The sequence below is a fragment of the Streptomyces africanus genome (assembly GCF_002150735.1).
Lineage (GTDB): Bacteria > Actinomycetota > Actinomycetes > Streptomycetales > Streptomycetaceae > Streptomyces > Streptomyces africanus.
Window position 1 is genome coordinate 1 of sequence record NZ_MUKA01000061.1, and the last position, 21,939, is coordinate 21,939.

General features: G+C 70.7%; 20 protein-coding genes. 16 read left to right on the forward strand and 4 right to left on the reverse strand.

Going from position 1 to position 21,939, the window contains the following annotated elements; genetic code table 11:
* The 8 genes from CCL05_RS09290 to mutM form a co-directional block, all read left to right on the forward strand.
* The coding region (locus CCL05_RS09290; protein ID WP_279629927.1) for an ATP-dependent DNA helicase RecG at positions 1-1,220 on the forward strand (1,220 nt) is incomplete at its 5' end.
* Positions 1,221-1,302: 82 nt separating this feature from the next.
* The gene (rsmD, locus tag CCL05_RS09295; RefSeq protein ID WP_086560031.1) at positions 1,303-1,890 is read left to right on the forward strand and encodes a 16S rRNA (guanine(966)-N(2))-methyltransferase RsmD; all 588 of its coding nucleotides are present in this window, start codon (positions 1,303-1,305) and stop codon (positions 1,888-1,890) included.
* Between the two features lie 26 nt (positions 1,891-1,916).
* Positions 1,917-2,396, forward strand: a complete 480-nt coding sequence (gene coaD, locus CCL05_RS09300) for a pantetheine-phosphate adenylyltransferase (protein WP_086560032.1) — start codon at positions 1,917-1,919, stop codon at positions 2,394-2,396.
* Between the two features lie 121 nt (positions 2,397-2,517).
* Positions 2,518-3,579: an ATP synthase F0 subunit B gene (locus CCL05_RS09305; protein ID WP_086560033.1), complete on the forward strand. Its 1,062-nt coding sequence runs from the start codon at positions 2,518-2,520 to the stop codon at positions 3,577-3,579.
* A 129-nt stretch (positions 3,580-3,708) separates the two neighbouring features.
* Complete coding sequence (locus tag CCL05_RS09310) at positions 3,709-4,353, forward strand: YceD family protein (RefSeq protein WP_086560034.1); 645 nt, start codon at positions 3,709-3,711, stop codon at positions 4,351-4,353.
* Positions 4,354-4,355: 2 nt separating this feature from the next.
* The gene (rpmF, locus tag CCL05_RS09315) at positions 4,356-4,529 is read left to right on the forward strand and encodes a 50S ribosomal protein L32 (RefSeq protein WP_003951102.1); all 174 of its coding nucleotides are present in this window, start codon (positions 4,356-4,358) and stop codon (positions 4,527-4,529) included.
* Positions 4,530-4,536: 7 nt separating this feature from the next.
* Complete coding sequence (gene rnc, locus CCL05_RS09320) at positions 4,537-5,388, forward strand: ribonuclease III (RefSeq protein WP_208641431.1); 852 nt, start codon at positions 4,537-4,539, stop codon at positions 5,386-5,388.
* 110 nt (positions 5,389-5,498) lie between these two features.
* Positions 5,499-6,359, forward strand: coding sequence for a bifunctional DNA-formamidopyrimidine glycosylase/DNA-(apurinic or apyrimidinic site) lyase (gene mutM / locus CCL05_RS09325; protein ID WP_086560036.1), 861 nt, complete (start codon positions 5,499-5,501; stop codon positions 6,357-6,359).
* Here the strand turns inward: mutM and CCL05_RS09330 are convergent.
* Together CCL05_RS09330 and CCL05_RS09335 are read right to left on the reverse strand one after the other, a co-directional pair.
* The gene (locus tag CCL05_RS09330) at positions 6,349-6,747 is read right to left on the reverse strand and encodes a winged helix-turn-helix transcriptional regulator (protein ID WP_086560037.1); all 399 of its coding nucleotides are present in this window, start codon (positions 6,745-6,747) and stop codon (positions 6,349-6,351) included. The two genes, mutM and CCL05_RS09330, sit on opposite strands and share 11 nt — an antisense overlap.
* A gap of 78 nt (positions 6,748-6,825) precedes the next feature.
* The gene (locus CCL05_RS09335) at positions 6,826-7,953 is read right to left on the reverse strand and encodes a CAP domain-containing protein (protein ID WP_086560038.1); all 1,128 of its coding nucleotides are present in this window, start codon (positions 7,951-7,953) and stop codon (positions 6,826-6,828) included.
* Between the two features lie 162 nt (positions 7,954-8,115).
* Here CCL05_RS09335 and CCL05_RS09340 point away from each other — a divergent pair, with 162 nt between their 5' ends.
* The 4 genes from CCL05_RS09340 (at position 8,116) to CCL05_RS09355 (ending at position 14,438) form a co-directional block, all read left to right on the forward strand.
* Positions 8,116-8,397 carry an acylphosphatase gene (locus CCL05_RS09340; protein ID WP_010044525.1) on the forward strand — a complete coding sequence of 94 codons (282 nt, stop codon included), beginning with the start codon at positions 8,116-8,118 and terminating at the stop codon, positions 8,395-8,397.
* Positions 8,398-8,778: 381 nt separating this feature from the next.
* Positions 8,779-8,982 carry a hypothetical protein gene (locus CCL05_RS09345; protein WP_003993245.1) on the forward strand — a complete coding sequence of 68 codons (204 nt, stop codon included), beginning with the start codon at positions 8,779-8,781 and terminating at the stop codon, positions 8,980-8,982.
* A 209-nt stretch (positions 8,983-9,191) separates the two neighbouring features.
* The gene (gene smc / locus CCL05_RS09350) at positions 9,192-12,797 is read left to right on the forward strand and encodes a chromosome segregation protein SMC (RefSeq protein WP_086560039.1); all 3,606 of its coding nucleotides are present in this window, start codon (positions 9,192-9,194) and stop codon (positions 12,795-12,797) included.
* Positions 12,798-13,019: 222 nt separating this feature from the next.
* Positions 13,020-14,438, forward strand: coding sequence for a sugar porter family MFS transporter (locus CCL05_RS09355; RefSeq protein ID WP_086560040.1), 1,419 nt, complete (start codon positions 13,020-13,022; stop codon positions 14,436-14,438).
* Between the two features lie 430 nt (positions 14,439-14,868).
* On the opposite strand, the gene CCL05_RS09360 is transcribed toward CCL05_RS09355, so the two are convergent.
* Positions 14,869-15,840 carry an LLM class flavin-dependent oxidoreductase gene (locus CCL05_RS09360; protein ID WP_086560041.1) on the reverse strand — a complete coding sequence of 324 codons (972 nt, stop codon included), beginning with the start codon at positions 15,838-15,840 and terminating at the stop codon, positions 14,869-14,871.
* A 150-nt stretch (positions 15,841-15,990) separates the two neighbouring features.
* On the opposite strand from CCL05_RS09360, the gene ftsY reads away from it, so the two are divergent.
* A complete protein-coding gene (gene ftsY / locus CCL05_RS09365; RefSeq protein ID WP_086560042.1) occupies positions 15,991-17,190 on the forward strand; it encodes a signal recognition particle-docking protein FtsY in 1,200 nt (399 codons plus the stop codon).
* A gap of 109 nt (positions 17,191-17,299) precedes the next feature.
* Here the strand turns inward: ftsY and CCL05_RS09370 are convergent, their stop codons facing one another.
* Complete coding sequence (locus CCL05_RS09370; RefSeq protein WP_086560043.1) at positions 17,300-17,965, reverse strand: bifunctional DNA primase/polymerase; 666 nt, start codon at positions 17,963-17,965, stop codon at positions 17,300-17,302.
* Between the two features lie 444 nt (positions 17,966-18,409).
* Here CCL05_RS09370 and nsdA point away from each other — a divergent pair, with 444 nt between their 5' ends.
* The 3 genes from nsdA (at position 18,410) to CCL05_RS09385 (ending at position 21,918) form a co-directional block, all read left to right on the forward strand.
* A complete protein-coding gene (nsdA, locus tag CCL05_RS09375; RefSeq protein ID WP_086560044.1) occupies positions 18,410-19,900 on the forward strand; it encodes a transcriptional repressor NsdA in 1,491 nt (496 codons plus the stop codon).
* A 339-nt stretch (positions 19,901-20,239) separates the two neighbouring features.
* Positions 20,240-21,583 carry an ammonium transporter gene (locus CCL05_RS09380; RefSeq protein WP_086560045.1) on the forward strand — a complete coding sequence of 448 codons (1,344 nt, stop codon included), beginning with the start codon at positions 20,240-20,242 and terminating at the stop codon, positions 21,581-21,583.
* Entirely contained in the window at positions 21,580-21,918 is a 339-nt protein-coding gene (locus CCL05_RS09385; protein WP_086560046.1) for a P-II family nitrogen regulator, read from the forward strand. Before CCL05_RS09380 ends, CCL05_RS09385 begins: the two co-directional genes overlap by 4 nt.
* The last annotated feature ends 21 nt before the right edge of the window (positions 21,919-21,939 follow it).

The window sequence follows — 21,939 nt, forward strand, 5'->3', positions numbered from 1 at the left end:
AGCAGCACCACCGGTCGATCGTCGAGATGATGGGCGAGCTGGCCGAGGGCGGCATGCTGGGCGGGGCTGACCAGGCCACCAAGGTGGTGCTGCTCACCGGCTCCATGGGCGCGGCCGCCCGCCGACGGGCGCTGCTCGACCTCACCACTGGCGAGGCCGGCATCGTCATCGGCACGCATGCGCTGATCGAGGACAAGGTGCAGTTCCACGACCTGGGCCTGGTCGTGGTCGACGAACAGCACCGCTTCGGCGTCGAGCAGCGCGACGCCCTGCGCGGCAAGGGCAAACAGCCCCCGCACCTCCTGGTCATGACGGCCACGCCGATTCCGCGCACGGTCGCGATGACGGTCTTCGGCGACCTGGAGACCTCCGTCCTGGACCAGCTCCCGGCCGGCCGCTCGCCGATCGCCAGCCATGTCGTCCCGGCCGCCGACAAGCCCCACTTCCTGTCCCGCGCCTGGGAACGGGTCCGCGAGGAGGTGGGCAACGGCCATCAGGCGTACGTGGTCTGCCCCCGCATCGGCGACGAGGAGGACGACCCGAAGAAGGCCGGCAAGAAGAAGTCCTCCGGAGCCCCCGGGCCCCCCGAGGACGCCGCGGAGAAGCGCCCGCCCCTCGCGGTCCTCGACGTCGCCGACCAGCTCTCCAAGGGCCCCCTCCAGGGCCTCCGGGTCGAGGTGCTGCACGGCCGTATGCAGCCCGACGACAAGGACGCGGTCATGCGCCGCTTCGCCGCCGGGGAGACGGACGTGCTGGTCGCCACGACGGTCATCGAGGTCGGCGTCAACGTCCCCAACGCCACGGTCATGGTGATCATGGACGCCGACCGCTTCGGCGTCTCCCAGCTCCACCAGCTTCGCGGTCGCGTGGGCCGTGGCTCGGCCCCCGGCCTGTGCCTCCTGGTCAGCGAGATGCCCGAGGCGAGCCCGGCCCGCCAGCGCCTGAACGCCGTCGCCGCGACCCTCGACGGCTTCGAACTCTCCCGCATCGACCTGGAACAACGCCGCGAGGGCGACGTCCTCGGCCAGGCCCAGTCGGGCGCCCGCACCAGCCTGCGGATGCTCGCGGTCATCGAGGACGAGGAGATCATCGCGGAGGCGAGAGAAGAGGCAGTGGCGGTCGTGGCCGCCGACCCGGAGCTGACCCACCTCCCGGCCCTGCGGACGGCATTGGACGCCCTCCTGGACGAGGAGCGGGAACAGTACCTGGAAAAGGGGTGACGGGTATTGCCCCCAAGGGGCGCGGGGAACTGCGCGACCAGCCACACTGATACCTGAAGCCGCCCACACCCAAGGACCACAGATGACCCGCGTGATCGCCGGCACAGCCGGCGGACGTCGCCTGGCAGTACCCCCAGGCACCGGCACCCGCCCGACCTCGGACCGCGCACGCGAAGGTCTCTTCTCCACCTGGCAATCCCTCCTCGGCGGCCCCCTGGAAGGCGAACGCGTCCTCGACCTCTACGCCGGCTCCGGCGCAGTAGGCCTGGAAGCCCTCTCCCGAGGCGCAGGCCACGCCCTCCTGGTCGAGGCCGACTCGAAGGCCGTCCGGACGGTTCGCGGCAACGTGAAGTCCCTCGGCCTCCCCGGGGCCGAGGTCAGATCAGGCAAAGCCGAACAGATCATCCGCACACCACCCCCCGGCGAGCCCTACGACCTCGTCTTCCTCGACCCGCCGTACGCGGTCACGGACGACGATCTTCGCGAGATCCTGCTCACACTCCGCACGGAAGGCTGGCTCACCGGAGAAGCCCTCGTCACCGTGGAGCGCAGCACCAGAGGCGGTGAATTCCGGTGGCCCGAGGGTTTCGAAGCCCTCCGGGCCCGTCGCTACGGCGAGGGAACGTTTTGGTACGGTCGCGCCGCCTCTACGTGCGAAGACGCACGATGACCGGACCGGAGAGCGAGGGATCACAAGTGCGCCGCGCCGTATGTCCCGGGTCGTTCGACCCGATCACCAACGGACACCTCGACATCATCTCCCGCGCCTCCAGGCTGTACGACGAGGTCTACGTCGCGGTGATGATCAACCAGTCGAAGAAGGGCCTGTTCGAGATCGACGAGCGGATCGACCTGATCCGCCGGGTCACCGCCGAGTACGGCAACGTCCGCGTCGAGGCCTTCCACGGCCTGCTCGTCGACTTCTGCAAGCAGCGCGACATCCCCGCCATCGTCAAGGGTCTGCGCGCGGTCAGCGACTTCGACTACGAGCTCCAGATGGCCCAGATGAACAACGGCCTCTCGGGCGTGGAGACCCTCTTCATCCCCACCAACCCCACCTACAGCTTCCTGTCATCCTCCCTGGTCAAGGAGGTCGCGACCTGGGGCGGCGACGTATCGCACCTGGTTCCGGCGGAGGTCCTCCAGGCCCTCACCGAGCGCCTGCGGCAGGACTGAACCCGCCCCGGGCGCCCCACCGGACCCTGACAGGCCGTCACCCGGTGTTCCACGGCATCCCCCTGGCCGTACAGTCGTCCCGTCCGTCTCCAACGCATCTGTAGAGAGTGGCGAGCACACGGTGGACGTGCAGAAGAAGCTCGACGAGATCGTCGCCGCGGTCTCCGGCGCCCGGTCCATGCCCATGTCGGCCTCGTGCGTGGTCAACCGCGCCGAACTGCTCTCCATGCTGGAAGAGCTGCGCGCGGAGCTGCCCGGCTCCCTCGCCCAGGCCCAGGAGCTGATCGGCGACCGCGAGCAGATGGTCGAGCAGGCCCGCCAGGAGGCCGAGCGGATCATCCAGGCCGCGCACGCCGAGCGCGGATCGCTGATCTCCGACACCGAGGTGGCCCGCCGTTCCCAGGCCGAGGCCGACCGGATCCTCGCCGAGGCCCGCCAGGAGGCCGAGGAGATCCGCGCCGAGGCCGACGAGTACGTCGACTCCAAGCTCGCCAACTTCGAGGTCGTCCTCACCAAGACTCTCGGGTCCGTCGGCCGCGGCCGCGAGAAACTCCTCGGCACCGGCCCCGGCACCGACGAGCATGGCTACGAGGACGAGGACGCCCCCGAGCGCAGCCACGACCCGGAGACCCAGCGCCGCAGCGCCGACGAGTACGTCGACGTCAAGCTCGGCGCCTTCGAGGCGGTCCTCGCCAAGACCCTGGACGCCGTCGGCCGCGGCCGGCAGAAGCTGCACGGCCGGATCGCCACCGACGACCTCGGCTCACTCGCCGACGACACCAGCACCGTCCAGCACTCCAGCGACGCCGACTACCTCGCCGACCTGGCCGCCCTCTCGGACCAGAAGCCCCCGGCCGAGCAGCCCGCCCAGCAGCAGGACTACGGCCGGCCGCAGCCGGCCTACGCCTATCAGCAGCAGCCCGACCCCTACGGCGGTTATCCGCAGCAGCCGTACGCCGCTCAGCAGGACCAGTACGGCTACCAGGCCGATCCCTACGCCTACCAGGGCTACGACCCTCAGCAGGCCGCCTACGACCCGCACCAGGCCCAGCAGGCGCAGCAGCCACAGCAGGGGCAGCAGAGCCACCAGCCGTACGCCCTGGACGAGACCAGCCTCTTCGACACCGGCATGATCAGCGCCGAGCAGCTCCGGGCCTACGAGCAGGGCCGCGGCAACGGCTGAGCACCGGATTGGGCCGACAGGCAAAGGTCCAGTATCCTGGCTCTTCGGTCGCGCGTACGTCCGCGATCAACGCTGCCCGGGAACACCGAAGGGCGGCGTCGCCCTCAGCTCAGCAGACCGAAAGCAGGAATGGCCCTGAACGCCCGCCTCGACCACCGCAACCCCCTCGTGTTCGACACGCACGAGCTGGGCCGGCGGCCCGGTGCGCTCCAGCGCCTGACCCGCACGGTCGACGCTCCCAAGGACCTCGGTATCAAGGGAGTCATCGGAGTGCCGGAAGGCGCCCCGGTGGAGCTCGAACTCCGCCTGGAGTCGGTCATGGAAGGGGTGCTCGTCACAGGCACCGCCCGTGCCGCCGCCGAGGGGGAGTGCGTAAGGTGTCTGGAGCCGCTTCAGCTCGACGTCGAAGCGGAGTTCCAGGAGATGTTCTCGTACCCTGACGCCGACGACCGGGGCCGCGTGATCGCGGAACCGGGCGACGACGCCGAGGACGACGAGGACAGGCTCTTCCTCGAGGACGGCCTGTTCGACCTCGAGCCCGTGCTGCGTGATGCGGTGGTGCTCGCACTGCCGATGCAGCCGGTGTGCCAGGAAGACTGCCCTGGTCTGTGTGCCGAGTGCGGCGCACGGCTGGCGGACGACCCGGACCACCACCACGACGCCGTCGACATCCGTTGGGCGGCATTGCAGGGACTCGCCGGCACCATGAAGGACGGCGAGAAGGACGAGATGAGCGGCGCCGAACCTGGCGTCGACGAGAAGCAGGAGAAGTAGCCGTGGCTGTTCCGAAGCGGAAGATGTCGCGCAGCAACACGCGCCACCGCCGGTCGCAGTGGAAGGCTGCGGTCCCCACCCTGGTTGCGTGCGAGCGCTGCCACGAGCCCAAGCAGCAGCACATCGCGTGCCCCTCTTGCGGCACTTACAACAAGCGCCAGGTCCTCGAGGTCTGAGCGGCTGGTGAGAGGCACTGTGTCCACGCCTAAGAACAAGTCTTCCCGCGTGAGCGGAAGCGCAACGGCGGACAACCAGGCCTCGTCCCACACGCTTCTGGAAGGGCGGCTCGGCTACAAGGTCGAGTCCGCCCTTCTGGTGCGAGCACTGACCCACCGGTCGTACGCATACGAGAACGGCGGTCTGCCGACCAACGAGCGTCTGGAGTTCCTCGGGGACTCCGTGCTCGGCCTGGTCGTCACGGACACGCTGTACCGCACCCACCCCGACCTGCCCGAAGGCCAGCTGGCCAAGCTGCGGGCCGCGGTGGTGAACTCGCGTGCGCTCGCCGAGGTGGGCCGCGGGCTCGACCTGGGCTCCTTCATCCGGCTCGGCCGGGGTGAAGAGGGCACGGGCGGCCGGGACAAGGCGTCCATCCTCGCCGACACCCTCGAAGCGGTGATCGGCGCGGTCTATCTCGACCAGGGCCTGGACTCGGCGGCGGAGCTGGTGCACCGCCTGTTCGACCCCCTGATCGAGAAGTCCTCGAACCTCGGAGCCGGCCTGGACTGGAAGACCAGCCTCCAGGAGCTCACCGCGACCGAAGGGCTCGGCGTACCCGAGTACCTGGTCACGGAGACCGGCCCCGACCACGAGAAGACCTTCACTGCTGCCGCCCGCGTCGGAGGCGTCTCGTACGGCACCGGCACCGGCCGCAGCAAGAAGGAGGCGGAGCAGCAGGCCGCCGAGTCCGCGTGGCGGTCCATCCGGGCCGCGGCGGACGAGCGCGCCAAGGCGGCGAAGGACGCCGAGGCGACGCAGACGGCGGCGGCTCAGGCCGCCCAGACGGTCGTCGACGGCAGCAGCGTCGACGGCTGACGAGCCGGCCGCCCTCACCCGGCGGCCGGCACAGCACAGCGCACCCGAGCGCCCGCCCCTGCCCGGGGCGGGCGCTCGGGTCATCCGCAGGTTTGTGACGGGGGACCCCCATGCCCGAGTTGCCCGAGGTCGAGGTCGTCCGGCGCGGTCTGGAGCGGTGGGTCGCCAACCGGACCGTCGCCGAGGCCGAGGTGCTGCACCCGCGCGCGGTGCGCCGCCACCTCGCGGGCGCCGACGACTTCGCGCACCGTCTGAAGGGCCACCGCATCGGCATCCCGAGCCGCCGCGGCAAGTACCTGTGGCTGCCCCTGGAGGACACGGACCAGTCGATCCTGGCCCACCTCGGCATGAGCGGCCAGCTGCTGGTCCAGCCGCAGACGGCGCCGGACGAGAAGCACCTGCGCATCCGCGTCCGCTTCACCGACGCCCTGGACACCGAGCTCCGCTTCGTCGACCAGCGCACCTTCGGCGGCCTGTCGCTGCACGACAACACCCCCGACGGCCTGCCCGACGTCATCGCCCACATCGCCCGCGACCCGCTCGATCCGCTCTTCGACGACGAGGCCTTCCACCGGGCGCTGCGCCGCAAGCGGTCCACGATCAAGCGCGCCCTGCTCGACCAGTCGCTGATCAGCGGCGTCGGCAACATCTACGCGGACGAGGCCCTGTGGCGCGCCCGCATCCACTACGAGCGCCCGACCGCGACCTTCACCCGCCCGCGCAGCCTGCTGCTCCTGGGCCATGTGCGGGACGTGATGAACGCGGCCCTCGCCGTGGGCGGCACCAGCTTCGACAGCCTGTACGTCAACGTCAACGGCGAGTCGGGCTACTTCGACCGGTCCCTCGACGCGTACGGCCGCGCGGGCCTGCCCTGCCGGCGCTGCGCCACCCCGATACGCCGGCGGCCCTGGATGAACCGGTCGAGCTACTACTGCCCCAGGTGCCAGCGACCGCCGCGGATCACGCCCTAGCGGAGTCGTACCGCTCGCGCGCGGCCAGGACGCCGTCCATGCTGCCCTCCACGAAGTGGATCAGGGCGAGCAGCCGCTCGGCCACGCCGCGTCCCAGCGGCGTCAGCTCGTAGTCCACGCGGGGCGGGTTGGTCGGCTGCGCCTCGCGGTGCACCAGGCCGTCGCGCTCCAGCGCGTGCAGCGTCTGGGAGAGCATCTTCTCGCTGACGCCGTCGACGCGGCGACGCAGCTCGTTGAAGCGGAGCGAACCCTCGTACAGGGCGCCCAGCGTCAGTGCGCCCCAGCGGCCCGTCACGTGCTCCAGCGTGCCGCGCGAGGGACAGGCCTTGGCGAACACGTTGTACGGGAGCTCGTCCAGGCCCGCGCTGGGCTCCTGGGTGGTGGTCATATGCCCAGCGTACGCCAGCGCAGCGCTATCCAAAAGGTTGCGCTAACTATTGGTTAGCGCAGTGTTCGGGCGGAGGCGTCAGTATCCGAAGTCCTGAGTCCACCACGGCCCGCCCGACCCGAACTCGACACCGACGCCCAGCGTCTTGAAGTCGCAGTTCAGGATGTTGGCGCGGTGGCCGGGGCTGTTCATCCAGGCATCCATCACGGCCGCGGCGTCGGCCTGGCCGCGGGCTATGTTCTCCCCGCCGAGGTTGGATATCCCGGCCTTCCCGGCCCGGTCCCACGGCGTCCTGCCGTCCGGGTCGGTGTGGTCGAAGAAGCCCCGCGCGGCCATGTCCTCGCTGTAGCTCTGCGCCAGCTCGGTCAGTGCGCTGTTCGCGGCGACCGCGCTGCACCCCACCTTGGCCCGCTCCTCGTTCACGAGCTTGAGCACCTGGGCCGCGGTGGCGGACTCCTCGGAGAGGGCGGCGGGCGCGCTGGGCTCCACCGGCGCCTTCGTGGCCGTACGGGAGGGGGTGCTGTCCGGCTTCTCGCGGGGAGTGGCCGCCGGTGCCTTCTTCTCCGGCGTCTTCTCCGGCTTCTCGGTCTTCTCCGGTGTCTTCGTCGGTGCGGCCGACGACTTCGAGGCGGACGGCGACGGCGACAGGGAGCGCCCGGCGTCCCGGCTCGTGGGCGCGCCGTCCCGGTCGTCGGCACTGCCGGTGGTGCCGCCTTGCTCGATCGGGCTGTTCGTCGGCGTGTCCCCGGCCTGCACCTTGTCGGCGCCGCCGCCACCACCGAGCTCGAAGTTCTCGAGGCCGGGCACCGCGCCCGTGGCGACCGCGACCGTGCCGAGGGCGACCGCCGCGGACACGCCGAGCAGCCCGGTGCGCATCGGCCGGGCGGCCTTCTTCCGGCGGCGGTGCGAGCCGGAGCGCCGGGCGCCGCCGTCGGGCGTGAAGCCGTCGCTCGCGAAGGCGGCCGTGTCGGCGCTCCGGGCGTCGTAGCCGTCACCCGGCTCGGAGGCGCCCGTGTCGAACAGGTAGGCCTCGCTCTTCGCGTAGGCGCCGGCGTACGCCTCGGGGTTCAGGTAGGGCGCGATGCCCATCGCCGCGCCGTCTCCCCCGTGGGAGCGCCGGCCTGCCACGGAGCCGTCGGCCTGCGTGATCCCCGTGGCGCGGCCCGCGGCGGCGCGGCCGGCGGCGGAGCGTCGGTGGCGTCCCATGTCCTGGCCTTCCTCGTCCTGGCGGTCGACTCGTCCTCGAGATCAACACCAAACTCACTCGATCGTGTGAGTTTCATATGAGATTCGTTGGGTGGGGACGGTACCGCATGGCGCAAGTGGAGGAAGTGACCCGGAGAGAGATCGGGCGGTTAGGTTGCAGTCATGAGTGAGGATGTGCGACTGGTCGCCTGGGTGCGTGGACGCGTCCAAGGTGTGGGTTTCCGCTGGTTCACGCGGGCCAAGGCCCTGGAGATCGGCGGCCTGAGTGGTTTTGCTCTCAATTTGGGCGACGGACGCGTCCAAGTGGTCGCGGAAGGCGCGAGAGAGGGCTGCGAAGGCCTGCTGGAGTGGCTCCAGAGTGACGACACGCCCGGCCGCGTGGACGGCGTCACCGAGATCTGGGACACACCTCGCGGGGGCTACGAGGGCTTCGCCATCCGCTGACCCCACACCGCCGGGCGGCCCCAGGGGTCGCCCGCGGGCCGGTCGCCGAGGGCCTCCCAGAACGGAAACTTGCTGGTGATTGCCGAGAATCACTTGCCTTGGCAGGCCGCACCCGCAAGGATGATCGCCACGCCCCGAAGGCCCCGCAGAAGCGCCGACACCGCCGTTCCAGGCCGTGCGCGCCCGGGTCGCCGCCAATACGGGGCGTGATCGTGTTGACCGTCAAACTTTTTGGTGAGACGCTGAAAGCACCCCGCGCACCTAGCTGTTTGGCATGGCTGAACGGCAGCACAACTCCAGGCCCTGCCAAGACTGCGGGTGCGGAATCCCTCACGACCCACACCGCATCGGTCGGTCACTCATTGTGGAGGACCATCCATCATGGCAAAGGCGCTTCTCGGTTACGTCGGCGGCTCCGACCCTCGACTCCTCGCCGAGATGCGACGGCTCCAGCAGCGTGTCCAGGACCTGGAATCCGAGCTCGTACGGATCCAGGCCGAGAACGAAGCGCTGACGGCTGCCGCTTCTCACGACAGGATCATGGAGAGCGTTGACGCACACCAGGCGGAGCCTGCGCTCACCTGATCACTGCACCGCTCCACAACAGCACCGCAGTGGTTGGGCCGCCCGTCACAACCGCTGAGTCAGAAGTGCAAGGGACGCCGCTGGCGTCCCTTCTTTCTTTCCCCCGCGCATCCTTTCACTGTCTTTAACGTCTGATGTGCCCTGCGCGTTCAGCGGCGAAACCGTGGGTTCATGGAGTGAGACGAACCCGGGCGGTAGAGTCCAGCGGCGTGCACCTCAAGGCCCTGACCCTCCGCGGGTTCAAGTCGTTCGCATCGGCGACCACACTCCGGTTCGAGCCGGGCATCACGTGCGTCGTCGGACCGAACGGTTCGGGCAAGTCCAACGTCGTCGACGCGCTCAGCTGGGTCATGGGCGAGCAGGGCGCCAAGTCGCTGCGCGGCGGCAAGATGGAGGACGTCATCTTCGCCGGCACCACCGGCCGCCCCCCACTGGGCCGGGCCGAGGTGTCCCTGACCATCGACAACTCCGACGGGGCCCTGCCCATCGAGTACGCCGAGGTCACCATCACGCGGATCATGTTCCGCAACGGCGGCAGCGAGTACCAGATCAACGGCGACACCTGCCGCCTCCTCGACATCCAGGAGCTCCTCTCCGACTCCGGCATCGGCCGCGAGATGCACGTCATCGTCGGACAGGGCCAGCTCGACTCCGTGCTGCACGCCGACCCCATGGGCCGCCGCGCCTTCATCGAGGAGGCCGCCGGCGTCCTCAAGCACCGCAAGCGCAAGGAGAAGGCCCTGCGCAAGCTGGACGCGATGCAGGCCAACCTCGCGCGCGTGCAGGACCTCACCGACGAACTGAGACGGCAGCTCAAGCCCCTCGGCCGCCAGGCCGCCGTCGCGCGCCGGGCCGCCGTCATCCAGGCCGACCTGCGCGACGCCCGGCTGCGTCTGCTGGCCGACGACCTCGTACGGCTCCGGGACGCCCTCAAGGCCGAGGTCGCCGACGAGGCCGCCCTGAAGGAGCGCAAGGAGGCCGCCGAGCAGGAGCTGCGCAAGGCGCTCCAGCGCGAGGCGCTCCTGGAGGACGAGGTACGGCAGCTCACGCCCCGCCTCCAGCGCGCCCAGCAGACCTGGTACGAGCTCTCCCAGCTCGCCGAGCGGGTGCGCGGCACGATCTCGCTGGCCGACGCCCGCGTGAAGAGCGCCACCTCCGCGCCCCCCGAGGAACGGCGCGGCCGGGACCCGGAGGACATGGAGCGCGAGGCCGCCCGTATCCGCGAGCAGGAGGCCGAGCTGGAAGCGGCCCTGGAGGCGGCCGAACGCGCCCTGGAGGACACGGTCGCCCACCGCGCCGAGCTGGAGCGCGCCCTGGCCGAGGAGGAACGGCGCCTGAGGGACGCCGCCCGCGCCATCGCCGACCGGCGCGAGGGCCTCGCCCGGCTCAGCGGCCAGGTCAACGCGGCCCGCTCCCGCGCCGCGTCCGCCCAGGCCGAGATCGAACGCCTGGCCGCGGCTCGCGACGAAGCGCAGGAACGTGCCGTCGCCGCCCAGGAGGAGTACGAGGCCCTCAAGGCCGAGGTCGACGGCCTCGACGCAGGCGACGCGGAACTCGCCGAGCAGCACGAGGCGGCGAAGCAGCAGCTCGCCGAGGCCGAGGCCGCCCTCACAGCCGCCCGCGAGGCGACCACGGCGGCGGAACGCAAGCGCGCCGCGACCCAGGCCCGCCACGAGGCCCTGGCGCTCGGCCTGCGCCGCAAGGACGGCACCGGGATACTGCTCGCGGCGAAGGACCGTCTCTCCGGCCTCCTCGGTCCGGCGGCGGAACTCCTGACGGTGACCCCGGGCCACGAGGTCGCTGTCGCCGCTGCTTTCGGGGCGGCGGCGGACGCGATCGCGGTCGCGACACCGGCCTCGGCAGCAGACGCGATCAGACTCCTCCGCAAACAGGACGGAGGCCGGGCAACTCTGCTCTTGGCAGGAGCTTCCGACCCCAGGGGCGCGGGGCTGCATCAGACGTGCGGCTGCCGCCGCGTGGGCGCGAACGACCACGACGCACCCGCAGACGCACGACACACCTACGCCGCCGACCTGGTCCGCGGCCCCTCCGACCTCATGCCGGCCGTCCGCCGGATGCTCCACGGCATCGTCGTCGTCAACACCCTCGAAGACGCCGAGGACCTCGTCTACGCCCACCCCGACCTCACCGCCGTGACGGCCGAAGGCGACCTCCTCGGCGCCCACTTCGCCCACGGCGGCTCCGCCGGCGCCCCCAGCCTCCTCGAAGTACAGGCCTCCGTCGACGAGGCAGCCGCAGAGCTCAAAGAGCTGGACGTCCGCTGCGAGGAGCTGAGCGAGGCCCAGCAGGCGGCGGTGGAACGCCGCAAGGAGTGCGCCGCCCTGGTCGAGGAGCTGGGGGAGCGGCGCCGGGCCGCCGACCGGGAGAAGTCGGCCGTCGCCCAGCAGCTCGGCCGGCTCGCCGGGCAGGCGCGGGGCGCGGCCGGGGAGGCCGAGCGCTCCACCGCCGCCGCGGCCCGTGCCCAGGAGGCTCTCGACAAGGCGCTCCAAGAGGTCGAGGAACTCGCCGAGCGGCTCGCCGTCGCCGAGGAAATGCCGATCGAGGAGGAGCCCGACACCTCCGTACGGGACCGGCTCGCCGCCGACGGCGCCAACGCGCGCCAGACGGAGATGGAGGCCCGCCTCCAGGTTCGTACGCACGAGGAACGGGTCAAGGGCCTGGCCGGACGAGCCGACTCCCTGGACCGGGCCGCCCGTGCGGAGCGCGAGGCACGCGCGCGTGCCGAGCAGCGGCGGGCCCGCCTGCGGCACGAGGCGGCCGTCGCCGAGGCCGTCGGCTCGGGCGCCCGGCAGCTGCTCGCGCACGTCGAGGTCTCCCTCGCCCGCGCCGACGAGGAGCGCACCGCCGCCGAGGCCGCCAAGGCCCGCCGTGAACAGGAACTCGCCCGCGCCCGCACCGAGGGACGCGATCTCAAGGCCGAACTCGACAAGTTGACGGATTCGGTCCACCGCGGCGAGGTACTCGGCGCCGAGAAGCGGCTGCGGATCGAGCAGCTGGAGACCAAGGCGCTGGAGGAGCTGGGTGTCGAACCGGCGGGGCTGGTGGCGGAGTACGGACCGCATCAGCTCGTGCCGCCCTCGCCCCCCGCCGAGGGCGAGGAGCTGCCGGAGGACCCGGAGCACCCGCGCAACCGGCCGAAGCCATATCTCCGGTCCGAGCAGGAGAAGCGCCTGAAGGCCGCCGAGCGCGCCTACCAGCAGCTCGGCAAGGTGAACCCGCTCGCCCTGGAGGAGTTCGCGGCTCTGGAGGAACGCCACCAGTTCCTCAGCGAGCAGTTGGAGGACCTCAAGAAGACGCGGGCGGATCTCCTCCAGGTGGTGAAGGAGGTCGACGAGCGTGTCGAGCAGGTCTTCACCGAGGCCTACCGGGACACGGCCCGGGAGTTCGAGGGCGTCTTCAGCCGGCTGTTCCCGGGCGGTGAGGGGCGGCTGGTGCTGACCGACCCGGACAACATGCTCACCACGGGCGTGGACGTCGAGGCCCGTCCGCCGGGCAAGAAGGTCAAGCGGCTGTCGCTGCTCTCGGGCGGGGAGCGATCGCTGACCGCGGTGGCGATGCTCGTGTCGATCTTCAAGGCACGGCCCAGCCCGTTCTACGTCATGGACGAGGTCGAGGCCGCCCTCGACGACACCAACCTCCAGCGGCTCATCCGGATCATGCAGGAGCTCCAGGAAGCCTCCCAGCTGATCGTGATCACCCACCAGAAGCGCACGATGGAGGTCGCCGACGCGCTGTACGGCGTCTCCATGCAGGGCGACGGTGTGTCGAAGGTCATCAGCCAGCGCCTCCGCTAGATGAGTGTGCTCTACACCTGTCTCACCTGCGGCTCTCAATGACTTCAATACTTGAACACATCACTGACACACTTCTGCCTCAGATTCAGAGCAAGTGACCTATTGACTTCGAAACTTGAAGGCATAGTCTCGGCAACGTTCCTTTTACCTTCAGGTACCTTCAGGTGGCACCTCGAAGGCTGATTCGCTCCGGCAGCGTTGCCGGTGGCCCGAGGAGTACACGTGACCAGCACAGCGCAGGCACCCAAGTCCGGAGCCAGGGCGGCTCATCCCGAGCATCTCGGGCATGTCATCTTCATCGCGGCGGCGGCCGCGATGGGCGGTTTCCTCTTCGGCTACGACAGTTCCGTGATCAACGGCGCCGTCGAGGCCATCCGGGACCGCTACGACGTCGGCTCCGCAGCCCTCGCCCAGGTCATCGCCATCGCCCTCATCGGCTGCGCCATCGGCGCCGCGACCGCCGGCCGCATAGCCGACCGCATCGGCCGCATCCGCTGCATGCAGATCGCCGCGGTCCTCTTCACGATCAGCGCCGTCGGCTCGGCCCTGCCCTTCGCCCTGTACGACCTCGCCTTCTGGCGCGTCGTCGGCGGCTTCGCCATCGGCATGGCCTCGGTGATCGGCCCGGCCTACATCGCCGAGGTGGCCCCGCCCGCCTACCGCGGCCGGCTCGGCTCCTTCCAGCAGGCCGCGATCGTCATCGGCATCGCCGTGTCGCAGCTGGTCAACTGGGGTGTGCTGAACGCCGCCGACGGCGACCAGCGCGGCAAGCTGATGGGCCTGGAGGCCTGGCAGGTCATGCTCGGCGTCATGGTCGTCCCGGCCGTCCTCTACGGGCTGCTCTCCTTCGTCATCCCGGAGTCCCCGCGCTTCCTGGTCTCCGTCGGCAAGCACGAGCGCGCCCGGGAGATCCTCACCGAGGTCGAGGGCAAGGACGTCGACCTGGACGCCCGTGTCACTGAGATCGAGCACGCCATGAAGAGCGAGCACAAGTCCAGCTTCAAGGACCTGCTCGGCGGCGGCTTCCTCTTCAAGCCGATCGTCTGGGTCGGCATCGGCCTGTCGGTCTTCCAGCAGTTCGTCGGCATCAACGTCGCGTTCTACTACTCCTCGACGCTGTGGCAGTCGGTCGGCGTCGACCCGACGGACTCGTTCTTCTACTCCTTCACCACGTCGATCATCAACATCGTCGGCACCGTCATCGCGATGATCTTCGTCGACCGCATCGGCCGCCGGCCGCTCGCGATCATCGGCTCGGTCGGCATGGTCGTCGGCCTGGCGCTGGAGGCCTGGGCGTTCTCGTACCACCTGGTCGACGGCAAGCTGCCCGCCACGCAGGGCTGGATCGCCCTGATCGCCGCGCACATCTTCGTCCTCTTCTTCGCCCTGTCCTGGGGTGTGGTCGTCTGGGTCTTCCTCGGCGAGATGTTCCCCAACAAGCTCCGTGCCGCCGCCCTGGGCGTGGCCGCGGCCGCGCAGTGGATCGCCAACTGGGCGATCACCGCGAGCTTCCCGTCGCTGGCCGACTGGAACCTCTCCGCGACCTACGTGATCTACACGGTGTTCGCCGCGCTCTCCATCCCGTTCGTCCTGAAGTTCGTCAAGGAGACCAAGGGCAAGGCCCTGGAGGAGATGGGCTGAGCCCGTCCCGCACACTCGGGGAGAAGGGCCAAAGTCCCCGCTGCCCCTCTCCCCGTAACCCGCCGCCGCCCCGGTTCGGCCACTGCCCGAGCCGGGGCGGCGGTCCGTCGTTCACCAGATCAGGACGCCGGCACCGCTCTCCAGGGCGCGCAGCGCGGTCGCCTCGATGTTCCGCAGCCGAGACTCGAGCTGGTACCGGCGCTCCGCGATCCCGCGGGGCCGGCGGCGATCGGATCGAGGGCGCCCGCAGCAGTGCCGCCCCCTCAGGAACCCGGGCACCTCGCCGGCCTCGGCGAACAGGCTGTCCTCGGCAGGACGGAAGGTGCCGGGCGGCTGGCGAGCGCACCGCCTGAGAATCCCGCCCCGTCCGGCGCCGGGCCTCGAAGCCGGCTGAGTCGCAGCACCCCTCCGGGAGCGGATATCGGCGGCGTCAGCCCGCCAGCGAAGGCAGCACCTGCTCGCAGAACAGGTGCAGGCTCCGCCACCCCTCGTCCACCGGCATCCCGCCCGCCAGCGGATGCAGCACGTAGGAGTCCAGACCCAGCGCCACGCACGCGTCCGGCGTGAGGATCCGGTACACGCCCTCGGCGCGCAGCTCCTGCACCGTCGCCGCGGCCGACTTCACCGCGGACCGCACCCCGCCCGACTGCCAGGAGGCGTACGTCCGCGCCTCGTGCAGGAAGTGCTCCCCGTACTGAGCCCAGGCCCGGTCCGGATCCTCGGCCACATGCAGCAGCGGTGTCTCGGCGGCGGGCATCATCACCCAGCCCTCCGTTCCGTACTCGACGAGCCGCTCCTTGTAGTACGCCTCCAGCTCCGGCAGATGCGCGCTGGGGAAGAACGGCAGGCCGAGCCGGGCGGCCCGGCGGGCGGCTGCCCTGGAGGAGCCGCCGACCAGGAGCAGGGGGTGCGGTTCGGTGAACGGACGCGGGGTGACGCGGACCGTGCGGCCCCGGAAGGGGAAGGGCTCGCCCGTCCACGCCTTCAGCAGCGTCTCCAGCAGCTCGTCCTGGAGCGGCCCGCGCCGGGCGAAGTCCACCCCGAACAGCTCGTACTCCTCGGGCCGGTACCCGATCCCGGCGACCGTCACCAGCCGGCCGCCGCTCAGCAGGTCCAGCACGGCGATCTCCTCGGCGAGCCGCAGCGGGTCGTGCAGCGGGCCGATGACCGCCGAGACCGTGACCGCGACACGCCGGGTCGCGCCGAAGACGGCCCCCGCGAAGGCGAACGGCGACGGCAGCCAGTTGTTGCCGGCCCCGTGGTGCTCCTCGGTCTGCACGGTGGTCACGCCCCGGTCGTCGGCGTACGACGCCATCTCCAGGGCCGCCCGGTAGCGGGCGCCGAGCTCGGCGGGGGCGGCCCCGGGAGCGACGAGGTTGAAGCGTACGACCGAGACGGGCATGGGACGTCCCCCTTCGCCGGGCGGGTGTCCGGAGGACGTTAGCTGACGGGGCGTCAGACATCCAGGGGTGTGGAGATCCGGCGGCCCTGGTGCCGGGAGGGCGGCACAAGCCGCGTGACCCGGGGCCCCATGACTGATACTGGAGCCGTTATGGAAATCGTCATCCTTGCTGTAGTCATCGCCGTGGTCGTGCTCGGCGCGCTCGGCGGGCTCATCGTCGGCAGCCGGCGCAAGAAGCAGCTGCCCCCGCCCCCGCCCGCAGCGCCCGACATCACCGCCCCACCGGCCGAGCCGCACGTCGGCGACGAGGCCGAGACGCCGCGGGAGGAACCGCGGCGCACGATAGAGGAGGTGGATCTCCCGGACGGCTCGGCTCCGGTCGTCGTCGAGGAGCCGCCCGCCGAGGCTCCCGAGATCGAGATCCCGGAGCCCACCGCGGGCCGTCTGGTCCGGCTGCGGGCCCGGCTCTCCCGCTCGCAGAACGCTCTCGGCAAGGGCCTGCTGACCCTGCTGTCGCGCGAGCACCTCGACGAGGACACCTGGGAGGAGATCGAGGACACGCTGCTCACCGCCGACGTCGGCGTGCAGCCCACCCAGGAACTGGTCGAGCGCCTGCGCGAGCGCGTGAAGGTGCTCGGCACCCGCACCACCGACGAACTGCGCACCCTGCTGCGCGAGGAACTGATCACGCTGGTCGGCCCGGACATGGACCGCGCGGTCAAGACAGAGCCGGAGGACCGCAAGCCGGGCATCGTGATGGTCGTCGGCGTCAACGGCACCGGCAAGACCACCACCACCGGCAAGCTCGCCCGGGTCCTGGTGGCCGACGGCCAGACCGTCGTGCTCGGCGCCGCCGACACCTTCCGGGCCGCCGCCGCCGACCAGCTCCAGACCTGGGGCGAGCGCGTCGGCGCCCACACCGTGCGCGGACCGGAGGGCGGCGACCCGGCCTCCGTCGCCTTCGACGCGGTCAAGGAGGGCAAGGAGATCGGCGCGAACGTCGTGCTCATCGACACCGCCGGCCGTCTGCACACCAAGACCGGCCTCATGGACGAGCTCGGCAAGGTCAAGCGGGTCGTGGAGAAGCAGGCCCCGGTGGACGAGGTGCTGCTCGTGCTCGACGCCACCACCGGTCAGAACGGCCTGGTCCAGGCCCGGGTCTTCGCCGAGGTCGTCGACATCACCGGCATCGTCCTCACCAAGCTGGACGGCACGGCCAAGGGCGGCATCGTGGTCGCGGTCCAGCGGGAGCTGGGCGTTCCGGTCAAGCTGGTCGGGCTCGGCGAGGGCGCGGACGACCTGGCGCCGTTCGAGCCGGAGGCGTTCGTTGACGCCCTTATCGGAGAGTGAGCTGCGGCACCTGCCCAGCGGCCGCAGCCGGCCTTTCGTATGCGGCGACGAAGCGCCCGCCCCGATACACCGTCGGGTCGGGCGCTTCGCCGTGTTGTCCGTACGGCGGCTAAGCCCGTGAGCGATGTGCCACGTACGCCAGCGTGCCCAGCACCAGGCGGGCCTCCGGTGGCCGGGACGCCGAGTCCAGGGCGGGGGAGCGCAGCCAGCGCACCGGGCCGAGGCCGCCGCGGTCGGAGGGCGGTGCCGTGATGTGCGCGCCGGGGCCGAGGCCGCGCAGGTCGAGGGCGGCGGGGTCGTCCCAGCCCATGCGGTAGAGCAGGCCGGGCAGGTCGGCCGCGGCGCCGGGGGCGACGAAGAAGTGGGCGCGGCCGTCCGGCGTCGCCGCCACCGGGCCGACGGGCAGGCCCATGCGTTCCAGCCGGGCGAGGGCGCGGCAGCCGGCGGGCTCGGCCACCTCGATGACGTCGAAGGCCCGGCCGACCGGCAGCATCACCGAGGAGCCGGGGAACTCGCCCCAGGTCTCCGTCACGTCGTCCAGCGTCGCCCCGGCGGGGATCACCGGCGCGAAGTCCAGCGGATGCGCGCCGGGCGCCGGGCAGTCACGGCGGCCGCAGGAGCAGGCACCCGCCGCGGCTCGGGCGCCGGGCACCACGTCCCAGCCCCACAGGCCGGTGTACTCGGCCACGGCCGTGCCGTCCGACGTGCGGCTGCGGCGGCGGGAGCCGGTCCGGATGTCGCGCATGCCGCGGCTGATGCCGATCGTGAAGCCCATGCCCCCTCCAACGGGTCCGACGCACCGGTAGTTACGCTGCGGACGCAATGCGTGACTCTCTGTTTCCGCCTTCCCGGCGGCGACCGGTTCACGCCGCGCACGGAAGTGCCCAGGGTGGTGTGCCCGGCGACACGCGCCCCTGAGTGCGTCGCTGCACCCGCTCCTGGTCGTCCTGTGTCAAGTGAATCGTGGTGGCGTGGACCTGGGTTCATTCGATGGGGTGGCGAATGGTGGCGTTTCCGTGTGAGCCGTGGCTGGACGGGTGATCGTAGGATTACTTTGTGTGCACGAGTCCTGGGGGCACATGCACTCGTGGGTATGCCGGAGGCAAGTCGGTATTCCGTTCGAAGGGTGACAAGGACCGGACGGACGGCCGTACGAACCGGCATGCTGATAGGGCTTGGCGCACTCGGCGACAAGTGGTCTCAGGGATGGGGGCGTTCAGTGAGCGGCAACGGCGGAAGCGGGACGAACGCTGCACACGCTGACAAGCGCCCGAACGAGCTGCTCACCTCCTGGTTCGTGCGCAGCGGCTGGTCCAAGGGCGAGCTCGCCCGCCAGGTCAACCGCCGGGCCCGCCAGCTGGGCGCCAACCACATCTCCACGGACACCTCGCGGGTGCGCCGCTGGCTCGACGGCGAGAACCCGCGCGAGCCGATCCCCAGGATCCTCTCCGAGCTGTTCTCGGAGCGCTTCGGCGTCGTCGTCTCCGTCGAGGACCTGGGGCTGCGCACGGCACGCCAGTCACCCTCCGCGACCGGCGTCGACCTGCCGTGGACGGGCCCGCAGACCGTGGCCCTGCTCAGCGAGTTCTCGCGCAGCGACCTGATGCTGGCGCGGCGCGGCTTCCTCGGGAGCTCGCTGGTCCTGTCTGCGGGCCCGGCCCTCATCGAGCCCATGCAGCGTTGGCTCGTCCCCTCGCCCCCGGCCCCGCGGTCGGAGCCGGAGCCCGCGGCGGGCGCCTCCGGGCGGGCCCGCGGCCGGCTCTCCAAGCCGGAGCTGGACCTCCTGGAGTCCACGACCGTGATGTTCCGGCAGTGGGACGCCCAGTGCGGCGGCGGTCTGCGCCGCAAGGCGGTCGTCGGCCAGCTCCACGAGGTGACGGACCTGCTCCAGGAGTCCCAGCCCGAGGCCACCACCCGGCGCCTGTTCAAGGTCGCCGCCGAGCTCGCCGAGCTGGCCGGCTGGATGTCGTACGACATCGGGCTCCAGCCGACCGCCCAGAAGTACTTCGTCCTCGCGCTGCACGCCGCGAAGGAGGCCGGTGACCGGCCGCTCGGTTCGTATGTGCTGTCCAGCATGAGCCGGCAGATGATCCACCTCGGCCGGCCCGACGACGCGCTGGAGCTGATCCACCTCGCGCAGTACGGCAGCCGGGACTGCGCGAGCCCGCGCACCCAGTCCATGCTGTATGCGATGGAGGCCCGCGCCTACGCCAACATGGGCCAGCCCGGCAAGTGCAAGCGGGCGGTCCGGATGGCCGAGGACACCTTCGCCGAGGCCGACGAGTGGGACGAGCCGGACCCCGACTGGATCCGCTTCTTCTCCGAGGCCGAGTTGTACGGCGAGAACTCGCACTCGTACCGCGACCTGGCCTATGTCGCCGGCCGCAGCCCGACGTACGCCTCGCTGGCCGAGCCCTTGATGAAGCGGGCCGTGGACCTCTTCGCCGAGGACGACGAGCACCAGCGGTCGTACGCGCTGAACCTGATCGGCATGGCCACGGTGAACCTCCTCCAGCGCGAGCCCGAGCAGTGCACGGTCTACGCCTCCCAGGCCATGCAGGTCGCCAAGAAGGTCCGCTCCGAGCGGGTCAACACTCGTATTCGAAAGACGGTCGACACGGCCGCACGCGACTTCGGTGACCTAGGCGAGGTCGTCGACCTCACCGAGCGGCTCGCAGTCGAGCTGCCCGAGACGGCCGAGGCGGTCTGAGCTGCGATCCTCCGAAAACCGGTCCCACCCCTGAACCCCGGCCGCGGCCGGCCCTCCCGAACTGCCCGACTCGGCTCCCCCATGCCAGGTCATCGGAAGGCCGACCGCGGCCGGACCTGCTTCCTCGCGGAAGATTGCGCCACGATAACGATCGACGCGCCCGCGATCCGGCAGTTCATCGAGGCGTAACACACAGAGCGCCTTCGTCACGGCGGCGAAACAACGAGGGGCTTCCACCGAAACCGCGCTACGCCAATCTCGTGGCGCATAACCGGCCCACCCCTCATTCCGCTCGAGGCTTCGCCCGCACGGGGCCGTACCAATGACGAGGAGACGCCGATGGCACCAGCCATCACCCTTGCCGCAGAAGCACCCAAGCTGTCTGCCGCCAACACAGGGTTCATGCTCATCTGTTCCGCCCTGGTGATGCTCATGACTCCGGGCCTGGCCTTCTTCTACGGAGGCATGGTCCGCGTCAAGAGCACCCTGAACATGCTGATGATGAGCTTCATCAGCCTCGGGATCGTCACCATCCTGTGGGTGCTGTACGGCTTCTCCATGGCGTTCGGCACCGACTCCGGCAGCCTCATCGGCTGGAACTCCGACTGGCTCGGCCTCAGCAACATCGGCCTGACCCAGCTGTGGGACGGCTACACCATCCCGATCTTCGTGTTCATGGTCTTCCAGCTGATGTTCGCGATCATCACGCCCGCCCTGATCAGCGGCGCCCTCGCCGACCGCGTGAAGTTCAGCGCGTGGGCGCTGTTCATCACCCTGTGGGCCACGGTCGTCTACTTCCCGGTCGCGCACTGGGTCTGGGGCGCCGGCGGCTGGGCCTTCGAGCTGGGCGTCATCGACTTCGCCGGTGGTACGGCGGTCCACATCAACGCCGGTGCCGCCGCGCTCGGCGTGATCCTGGTCATCGGCAAGCGCCTCGGCTTCAAGCGGGACCCGATGCGTCCGCACAGCCTGCCGCTGGTCATGCTCGGTTCCGGTCTGCTGTGGTTCGGCTGGTTCGGCTTCAACGCCGGCTCGTGGCTCGGCAACGACGACGGCGTCGGCGCGCTGATGTTCGTCAACACGCAGGTCGCCACCGCCGCCGCCATGCTGGCCTGGCTCGCCTACGAGAAGATCCGCCACGGCGCGTTCACCACGCTGGGCGCCGCCTCCGGCGCGGTCGCCGGTCTGGTCGCCATCACCCCGTCCGGCGGTGCCGTCAGCCCGCTCGGCGCGATCGCCGTCGGCGTCATCGCCGGTGTGCTGTGCGCCATGGCCGTCGGCCTGAAGTACAAGTTCGGCTACGACGACTCGCTCGACGTCGTCGGCGTCCACCTGGTCGGCGGTGTCGTCGGCTCCCTGCTGATCGGCTTCTTCGCCAGCGGCCACGGCCAGTCCGACGTCGAGGGCCTCTTCTACGGCGGCGGCCTGACCCAGTTCTGGAAGCAGTGCGCCGGTGTCTTCGCGGTGCTCGCCTACTCGCTGATCGTCTCCGCGATCCTCGCCTTCATCCTCGACAAGACCATCGGTATGCGGGTCCCCGAGGACGACGAGATCGCCGGCATCGACCAGGCCGAGCACGCCGAGACCGCATACGACTTCAGCGGCGCCGGTGGCGGTGCCGCCAAGACCGCCGCCGTCGCGGCCGCCGTGGCCGGAGCCGAGAGCAAGAAGGTGGACGCATGAAGCTCATCACCGCCGTCGTGAAGCCGCACCGGCTCGACGAGATCAAGGAAGCCCTCCAGAGCTTCGGAGTGCACGGCCTGACGGTCACCGAGGCCAGCGGCTACGGTCGTCAGAGGGGCCACACCGAGGTCTACCGCGGTGCCGAGTACACGGTCGACCTGGTCCCCAAGATCCGCATCGAGGTCCTGGTCGAGGACGACGACGCCGAGCAGCTGATCGATGTCGTGGTCAAGGCGGCCCGAACCGGCAAGATCGGTGACGGCAAGGTCTGGTCCATCCCGGTCGACACGGCCGTACGGGTCCGGACGGGCGAGCGCGGCCCCGACGCGCTCTGAGGCAGGCAAACAGAACAGGAG